We start from the raw sequence: 8,490 nt of genomic DNA on the forward strand, positions 1-8,490 counted from the left end.
TTCAAGAGCCGTCGATCCACCAGGCGGCGGTGGAGCCGGGGAGCACTCCGGGCGGGCACGGGCCGCTGGCGAGCAGCGGGGTGCCGGGGACCGGAGCGGGTACGGGGGCGGTGCCGAAGTTGACCGCGCAGACGAGGTCGTCGCCGCGGACGAAGGCGAGGACGCCGGGCTGGGTGTCCAGCGGGCGCAGTGAGCCCTCGCCCAGCTGGGGCAGCGCGGCGCGCAGTTGCAGGCCGTCGCGGTACAGGTGCCAGAAGGAGCGGGTGTCGGCGAGGGCGCGGTCGGTGGCGTGCTCGGCGAACCACTCGGGCTGCGGCAGCCAGGGCTTGGCCCCTTCGGCGCCGGAGGTGAAGCCGAACGGGGAGGCCTGGCCCGACCAGGGCAGCGGCACCCGGCAGCCGTCGCGGATCCGCTCCCGGCTGCCGGTGCGGCGGAAGATCGGGTCGGTGAGCACGTCGTCGGGCAGGTCCACGACCTCGGGCAGGCCCAGTTCCTCGCCCTGGTAGATGTACGCGGCTCCGGGCAGCGCCAGCATCAGCAGCGCGGCGGCGCGGGCGCGGGCGGTGCCGAGGCCGCTGCCCTGGGGAGTGGGTTCGCCGTAGCGGGTGACGGTGCGGACCTGGTCGTGGTTGTTGAGGACCCAGGTGACGGTCGAGCCGGTGCCGGCGATGTCCTGCATGGCCTCGGAGATGACCTTGCGGAAGGCGTCGGCGTCCCAGGGAGCGCCGAGCAGGTCGAAGAAGAAGGCCTGGTGCAGCTCGTCCGGGCGGACGTACCGCGCGTGCTCGCGGGCGGTGGGGACGGAGACCTCGCCGACCAGGAGGCGTTCGCGGCCGTCGCGGGCGGTGTACTCCTCGCACACCGCGCGCCAGTGCCGCCACACGTCGTGCACCTCGGGCTGGTTCCAGGCGAGCGGGTTGACCGAGTCGCGGGTGCGGGCGTCGGCCTGCGGGTCGGGCGAGTCGGGCAGTTCGGGGTGCTTGAAGAGGCCGGCGGCCACGTCGATGCGGAAGCCGTCGACGCCCCGGTCCAGCCAGAAGCGGAGTATCCGGTCGAACTCGGCGGCCACCTGGGGCTCGCGCCAGTTCCAGTCCGGCTGCTCGGGCGTGAACATGTGCAGGTACCACTGGCCGGGGCGGCCGTCCGGTTCGGTGACCCGGGTCCAGGCGGGGCCGCCGAACATGGCGTGCCAGTTGTTGGGCGGCTCCGCGCCGTCGGCTCCGCGGCCGTCGGCGAAGTGGAAGCGGGCGCGCTCGGGGCTGCCGGGGGGCGCGGCGAGTGCCTCGCGGAACCAGGGGTGCTCGCTGGAGCAGTGGTTGGGGACGATGTCGAGCAGCACCTTGATGCCGAGCCGCCGGGCGGCCCCCACCAGCAGGTCGAACTCGGTGAGGTCGCCGAAGACCGGGTCGACGTCGCAGTAGTCGGCCACGTCGTAGCCGTGGTCGTGCTGCGGTGAGGGGTAGAAGGGGCTCAGCCAGATCCCGTCCACGCCGAGCTTCTTCAGGTACGGCAGTCCCGCCCTGACCCCCGCGAGATCGCCGATGCCGTCACCGGTGCTGTCCAGGAAGCTGCGGACGTACACCTGATAGATCACCGCGTCACGCCACCAGTGGTGCCTGTTCACCCCATTGACCTGTCTGTGAGGAGCAGTCGTTATGCATGCATGTTAGGTACGGGTGTCGAGCGGGTGTCAATGAACGTACGCGAACCACTGGCCAGTTGGCAGGCGCATATCGGGAATAACCCGGGCACAACGGACCCAGTTGAGACGTCCGCGTTACTTAACGAGTAACTAGAGGGCGCTAGCGGGAAGAGACGGCGGCCAGCTCGGTCGCCAGCCGGCGCACCGCGGCCTCGGGCGTCTGCCGCCCGGTCATCGCGTCGCGCACCACCGCCTGCACCACCAGGCTCACCTGGTCGTAGTGCGGGCTCTTGGGGCGCGGAGCCGCGGCGAGCACGCTCTCGCGCAGGGTCGGCAGATACGGGAACCGCCGGACCAGCCCGGGATCGTCGTACAGCGCGGCCCGGACCGGAGGCAGCGCGCCGCGCGTGAGGACCTGGCGCTGGACGCGCTCGCTGGTGAGGTACGCGATCAGGCGCGCGGCGGAGTCCGGGTGCCGGGCATGGCTGCCGACGGCCAGGTTGGATCCGCCGAGGACACTCGTCCCGGCACCGTCCGGCCCCGGCAGCGGTACGGCACCGACCTTGCCGGCGACCGCGGAGCCCGGGGCGGAGGCGGCGACGTAGGCGTACGGCCAGTTGCGCAGGAAGAGCAGCCGGCCGTCCTGGAAGGCCTGCTTGGACTCCTCCTCCTTATAGGTCAGCGCCTCTTCCGGGATCCAGCCCTCGCGGACCCCGCGCGCCAGGAAGCCGATGCCCTCCCTGGCCGCCCGCGAGTTCACGGTGACGCGCTCGCCCTCGTCGCCGAGGATGGTGCCGCCCGCCGAGTAGACGGCCTCGGCCGCGTTGACGGTCAGGCCCTCGTAGGGCAGGAACTGGCCCGCGTAGCCGTCGAGGCCGTGCCGTGGGGCGAGGGTCTTCGCGGCCCGCTCCAGCTCGGCCCAGGTGCGCGGCGGCGGGATGTCCTCCGCGGCGAGGATGTCCTTGCGGTACAGGAGCAGTCCGGCGTTGGTGACGTACGGGACGGCGTAGAGGCGGCCGTCGTACGTGGCCGTGTCCACCACCCGGGGCAGGAAGGTGCCGAGCGGGAAGCGGTCGCGGGGCAGCGGACGGATCCAGCCGGCGGCGGCGAACTCCGAGGTCCAGCTGACGTCGATGTTGAGCACGTCGAACCGGCCGCGGTCACCGGCGCGCAGGTCGGTGATCATCTGGGCGCGGGTCTCGTCGGCCGAGTCGGGCAGTTCGACGAGGGTGACCTTCTCACCGGGGTGGGTGCGGTTCCAGCCGTCGAGCACGGAGCCGAGGTAGCCGGTGAGGTCGCCGGCGGTGGCCAGGGTGAGCGGCCCGCGGCCGTCCGCACCGGCCTGGTCGGCCCGCGCTCCGGAGGCGGCATAACCGGTCAGGACGACGATCAGGACAAGAAGGCCCCTACCCGCGGCATGAATCCACCGCATAGGTTCCTCCCTGTACACCGGCACCCGGGCACCCTTGCCGGGGTCAGAGGCCATGTATACCTGTTAGGTATGGGCGATACTAGGCCCTGCGGCACATTACCCAGGTTGCGCGAGGAGGAGAGCACAAGTGCGGCTGCCCCTCCTGGGCCTGCTCGCCCGCGGTCCGGCCCACGGCTACGAGCTCAAGCAGGACCTTGAGCAACTGCTGGGCTCCGCGTACCCTCAGCCGAACGTCGGTCAGATCTACGTCACCCTCGGCCGCCTCGAGAAGACCGGACTGATCGAGGGCGAGGACGTCGAGCAGGCCGGCCGGCCCAACAAGAAGGTCTACCACCTCACCGACGCCGGGCGGGCGGCGCTGCGCGCCTGGTACGAGGAGACGGCGGACGAGCCGCGGGTGCGGGACGAGTTCTTCATGAAACTGGCCCTGGCCCCGCAGACCGGTCTCGCCGACCAGATCGCCCTGATCAACCGACAGCGGCGCCAGTACCTGAACACCATGCGGCAGTTGTCGAAGCTGGCCGCCGCCGAGGACCGGGACAACCGCATGTCCCATCTGCTGATCGAGGGCGCGATGCTGCATCTGCAGGCCGACCTCGACTGGCTGGAGCGGTGCCAGGAAGAGCTGGAGGAGCTTCAGTGAGCGAGAGTCCCGCTCCCGTGCTGCGCGCCGAAGGCCTGGTCAAGACGCACCACGGCGAGGGCGCCCCGGCACACGCCGTGCGCGGGGTCGACCTGCGGGTGACGCGGGGCGAGTTCGTGGCGATCACCGGCCCGTCGGGGGCGGGCAAGTCGACGCTGCTGCATCTGCTCGGCGGGCTCCAGCGGCCGGACGCGGGCAGCATCTGGCTGGACGGCGAGTGCACCGACGGCTACGGCGAGGCGCGGTGGGCGGTGGAGCGCCGTAAGCGCATCGGGATCGTCTTCCAGTTCTTCAATCTCGTCTCCGGCCTGTCCGTCGCCGACAACGTGGAGCTGCCCGCCCTGCTGGCCGGGGTGCCGCCGAAGAAGGCCCGGGCCGGGCGCGAGGAACTCCTGGCCGAGCTGGGCCTGGCGGGCAAGGAGCGGAGCATGCCGGGCGAGCTGTCCGGCGGTGAGCAGCAACGGGTCGCGCTGGCCCGGGCGCTGGTCAACCATCCCCCACTGCTGCTGGCCGACGAGCCCGCGGGCAGCCTGGACAGCAAGGGCACCCGCGAAGTGATGCGGCTGCTGTCCCGCTTCCATCAGCGCGGGCAGACGATCCTGCTGGTCACGCACGACGCCCGGCTGGCGAGCGCCGCGGACCGGGTGATCAGCTTTTTCGACGGCCGGATCGCCGACGACGCGGAACTCGACGGCGGCACCCCGCCGCGCCGGACCGGGATATCGGGTGTGCTGGAGCTCAAGGACTGACATGCGCTTCCACGACCGCCCCGCGCAAAGGGACTGAGGCCGGTGCGAGCGACGCTGCGCTGGGCGCACTCCGATCTGCGCACGCACCGTGGTGAGGCGCTGTTCCTGGTCCTCGCCACCGCGGGCATCGTCGCGTCCCTGCTGCTGGCCACGGCGCTGTTCGGGTATGCGACCAACCCCTGGCAGCGGGTCTTCACGCAGGCGCACGGCGCGCACGTGACGCTGCACACCCCCGCCTCCGCGGACGCCGGGAAGCTGGCCGGCCTGGACGGGGTGGAGTCGGTCGCCGGCCCCTACCCCACGGCCTCGCTCACCCTGGCCTCGCAGGGCGGCCGTGCCTCCGTCGAACTGCGCGGCACCCCCGCTCGTCCCGAGGTGGGCCGCCCGCTGATCGCCTCCGGGCACTGGCTGGACCCGGCCACCCCCGACGGCGTGGTCCTGGAGAGCCGCCTCGCCCGCGCACTGCTGACGGCGCCCGGTGACACGCTCACCGTGCCCGGCACCGCCCGGCGGCTGACCGTGGTGGGCATCGCCGACAGCGCCGAGCCCCGCTACCGGCCGGGTGAGCGCACCGGCCTGGTGTGGGCGCTGCCGTCGGCCGTGGCGGCCCCGGACGGCCAGGTGGTCGGGCTGCGGCTGACCGACCCGGGCGACACCGGGTACGCCGTGCAGCGGGCGGTGACCGAACTGGGCGCCGGGGCGATCGGCGAGGTCGCCACCTGGCAGCAGGCGCGCGCCGAGGCCCAGGGCGACAACCGGCTGCTCGGCCAGGTGCTGGGCCTGTTCGGACTGGGCGCGCTGGTCGCCGCCGGGCTCGCCGTGCACGGGGCGATCGCCACCCGGATCCGCGGGCATCTGCGGGACATCTCCGTCCTCAAGGCGATCGGCTTCACCCCCGGCCAGGTCGTACGCGTCTTCCTGATCCAGCACCTGGTCTACGCCCTGCTCGGCGCGGTGGCCGCCGCCGTGCTCACCGAGGCGCTGGGCAGCGGGGTCCCGGGGCGGCTCGGGGACGCGGTCGACGTGTGGCAGGGACTGCCCGGACACACCGTGGCGCTGTTCGTGGTGCCGGTGGGGGCGGTGCTGTTCATCGGCGCGACCACGGGGCTGGCCGCCTGGCGGGCGGGACGGGTGCCGCCGGTGCCCGTGCCGCGGCCGACGGCGTCCCCGGCCGGACGGCTGACCGGCGTGGCGCGCCGGGCGCTGGGGGCACGGGTGCCGCCGGCGCTGGTCCTGGGCTGGCACAAGGCGTTCACGCGCCGATCGCGTTCCCTGGGCGCGGTGGGCAGGCTGGCGCTGCCGCTGCTGCTGATCGTCGTGGCGCTGAGCGCGTGGACCACCATCGACCGCTTCCACGGCAGCCCCGAGCGGATGGGCCTGCCCACGGCACTCAGTGCGCGCGCGGACGCCTCACTGAGCGACCGGGAGGCCCACGCCCTGCTGGAGCGCGATCCTCAGGTCGCCGCCGCCTATCCGGGCGTGGAGGTGGCCGCGCTGGTCCCCGGCCAGACCGCCACCATCGCCCTGCGCGGCCTCGGCACCCAGCGGGAGCCGTACCCGTTCACGCTGGCCGAGGGCCGTGCCGCCCGCGGGACGGACGAGGCGGTGGCCGGTCAGGGGCTGCTCGACCTGCTGCACGTCCGGGTCGGCGACTGGGTCCGGATGACCGTCGGCGACCGGCCGCAGATCCTGCACATCGTCGGCCGCAGCATCGAACCGGAGAACGCCGGCCGGGTCATCTCCACCTCGCTCGACACCCTCCGCGCCAACGACCCGGGGCTCAGGCCGAGCGTCTACCAGCTCCGGCTGGACTCCGGCGCCGACCCGGGTACGGTCGCCGACCGGCTGGCCGCGGCGGGCCGCGGCCACCTGGACGTTCGCACCGTGACCAACCCGGCCGACGAGCTGTCCCCGCTGCGCGCGGTCGTCCTCGGGCTGATCGTCATCCTCGCCCTGATCGGACTGATCGAGTTGCTGACGGCGATCGGCGGCACGGTCCGCGAGGGCGAGCGGGACCTGCTGGCCCTCAAGGCCATCGGCCTGTCCCCGCGGCAGATCACCGCCGTCACGGTCACGGCCACGGCCGGTACGGCCCTCGCGGCCGTGCTCCTGGCCACCGCCCTGGGGCTGCCGCTGGCGCACTGGCTGATCGACGCCCAGGGGAGGTCGAGCGGCGTCGGCGCCGGGATCGCCCAGGGGCCCTCCCCCGCGCTCCTGCTGCTGCTCGGGACGGCCGCCGTGCTGGGCGCCGCCGCCCTCGCCGCCCTCCCGGCCGCGCGAGCGGCCCGCCGCCGCCTCGCGGACACCCTGAGCGCGGTGGCCTGAGGTCCCGGCCGGCCCGGTCAGCCGCCGTAGGGGCCGTTCGGGTTCGGCGGGTTGTACGGCGGCTGCGGGTACGGGGTGTACGGGTTGCCGCCCGCTCCCGGCGCGTACGGGTGACCGCCCGCTCCCGGCACGTATGGGTGACCGCCCGTCGTGGGCGGGTGCGGGTAGCCGTAGGGGTTCCCCTGCGGCGGTACGTGCGGCAGTCCCGTCGGGGGCATGGTGGGCGGCACCGGCGGGGTGTGGCCCGGGAGGGGCGGGAGGCTCGCCGGGTGGGTGCCCAGCCTGATGCCGTAGCGCCGCTTCAGCCGGCCCATCTCCACCAGGGCGATCACCGTGACCGTGACCGGGGCGCCGAGGATGAAGACGATGCCCATGGTGAGACTGAGCCCGTGCAGATCACCGGTGACCAGGTCGGGGATGGCCATCAGCCAGCTGGTCACCGTGGCGAGCAGGGCCGGCAGGGAGCGGTGCACGGCGGCCGTGCCGAAGAAGTTGCCGGAGACCCGCACGGCACCGTAGGCCACGAAGATGAGCATCCACATCATCGTCAGGCCCACGCCCAGGATCACGGCGACGTTTCCTCCTGCCGAGTTCGTCGTCTGCACCAGCAGCACCAGGGCCACGACACAGGCGATGAACAGCAGCAGCAGTTTAAGGGCGTTGAAGAGCGGCACCCGCAACTGCCGTACCGTGCCGGTGCGCCGCCACACGAAGAGCATCACACCGACCGTCATCGGAGTGAGGAACAGCAGCACCACCGAGGCGGTCAGCGCGTTCTCCAGCAGTTCCGTGACGGCGAAGCCGCCCTCGATGTAGGTGTAGACACCCACCGAGGCCACCGCCCCGGCGATGATCCGGAAGCGTTTGAGCCGCTCGATCGACGGGTCGAGCGAAGCGGGGATCCACGCGGGGTGGAACACCGCCCGCGCGAAGTACTGGGGCATCAGGACCGACCGGAGCGTCAGCGCACCACCGGTCCAACTTCCGCGCGTACGTGCCACCTTGTGCTCCCCCGAGCGCTCGCTGTGATGAACGCCGTGGAGTCTACGGTAAGCGGACGGCGTCCCGCCGCCCGCTTTCCCGCACCGTCGTCACTGCCGCCCGCGCAGCTCCCGGTAGGTGGCGACCAGCGCCGTGGTGGAAGCGTCCAGGCCGGGCACCTCGGCACCCTCGGTGAGGGCGGGCTCGACACGCTTGGCGAGCACCTTGCCGAGTTCGACGCCCCACTGGTCGAAGGAGTCGATGTTCCAGATCGCGCCCTGCACGAACACCTTGTGCTCGTAGAGCGCGACGAGCTGGCCGAGCACGGACGGCGTCAGCTCGCGCGCGAGGATGGTGGTCGTGGGGTGGTTGCCCTTGAACGTCTTGTGCGGGACCAGTTCCTCGGGCACCCCCTCGCCGCGCACCTCGTCCGGGGTCTTGCCGAAGGCGAGCGCCTGGGTCTGGGCGAAGAAGTTGGCCATCAACAGGTCGTGCTGCGCCTTGAGTTCGTCGCTGAGCTCGGCGACGGGCTCGGCGAAGCCGATGAAGTCGGCCGGGATCAGCTTCGTACCCTGGTGGATCAACTGGTAGTAGGCGTGCTGGCCGTTGGTGCCGGGCGTGCCCCACACCACCGGTCCCGTCTGCCACTCCACCTCGCGCCCGTCCCGGCCGACGTACTTGCCGTTGGACTCCATGTCGAGCTGCTGGAGGTAGGCGG

At 72.7% G+C, this 8,490-nt stretch carries 7 protein-coding genes; 3 read left to right on the top strand and 4 right to left on the bottom strand.

The annotated features are described in order from the left end of the window. Nucleotide 1: 1 nt before the first annotated feature. On the bottom strand, nucleotides 2–1,624 hold the full coding sequence (locus IE178_RS24865; protein ID WP_193513834.1) for a glycoside hydrolase family 13 protein: 1,623 nt from the start codon (nucleotides 1,622–1,624) through the stop codon (nucleotides 2–4). 178 nt (nucleotides 1,625–1,802) lie between these two features. Next, nucleotides 1,803–3,074, bottom strand: coding sequence for an ABC transporter substrate-binding protein (locus IE178_RS24870; RefSeq protein ID WP_193513835.1), 1,272 nt, complete (start codon nucleotides 3,072–3,074; stop codon nucleotides 1,803–1,805). A 127-nt stretch (nucleotides 3,075–3,201) separates the two neighbouring features. Between IE178_RS24870 and IE178_RS24875 the strand changes: the two genes are divergently transcribed. From IE178_RS24875 to IE178_RS24885, 3 genes are read left to right on the top strand one after another with little or no spacing between them, the layout of a single operon-like run. Further along, the gene (locus IE178_RS24875; protein WP_193513836.1) at nucleotides 3,202–3,717 is read left to right on the top strand and encodes a PadR family transcriptional regulator; all 516 of its coding nucleotides are present in this window, start codon (nucleotides 3,202–3,204) and stop codon (nucleotides 3,715–3,717) included. After that, nucleotides 3,714–4,466 (top strand): ABC transporter ATP-binding protein, encoded by a 753-nt coding sequence (locus tag IE178_RS24880; RefSeq protein WP_193513837.1) that lies wholly within the window; start codon nucleotides 3,714–3,716, stop codon nucleotides 4,464–4,466. Before IE178_RS24875 ends, IE178_RS24880 begins: the two co-directional genes overlap by 4 nt. A 42-nt stretch (nucleotides 4,467–4,508) precedes the next feature. After that, a complete protein-coding gene (locus IE178_RS24885; protein ID WP_184763513.1) occupies nucleotides 4,509–6,791 on the top strand; it encodes an ABC transporter permease in 2,283 nt (760 codons plus the stop codon). Between the two features lie 17 nt (nucleotides 6,792–6,808). Here the strand turns inward: IE178_RS24885 and IE178_RS24890 are convergent, their stop codons facing one another. Both IE178_RS24890 and IE178_RS24895 read right to left on the bottom strand, forming a co-directional pair. Next, entirely contained in the window at nucleotides 6,809–7,792 is a 984-nt protein-coding gene (locus IE178_RS24890; RefSeq protein ID WP_193513838.1) for a hypothetical protein, read from the bottom strand. 90 nt (nucleotides 7,793–7,882) lie between these two features. Continuing rightward, nucleotides 7,883–8,490: phosphoglucose isomerase-related protein (locus tag IE178_RS24895; RefSeq protein WP_498370643.1), on the bottom strand; the 608-nt coding region annotated here is incomplete at its 5' end.

It is taken from the genome of Streptomyces griseoloalbus (assembly GCA_014650015.1).
In the GTDB taxonomy this organism is placed as follows: Bacteria; Actinomycetota; Actinomycetes; order Streptomycetales; family Streptomycetaceae; genus Streptomyces; species Streptomyces griseoloalbus.

Excerpts from the sequence above, each read along its gene's own strand:
- IE178_RS24870 (WP_193513835.1), bottom strand. The coding sequence starts at position 3,074 with ATGCGGTGGATTCATGCCGCGGGTAGGGGCCTTCTTGTCCTGATCGTC.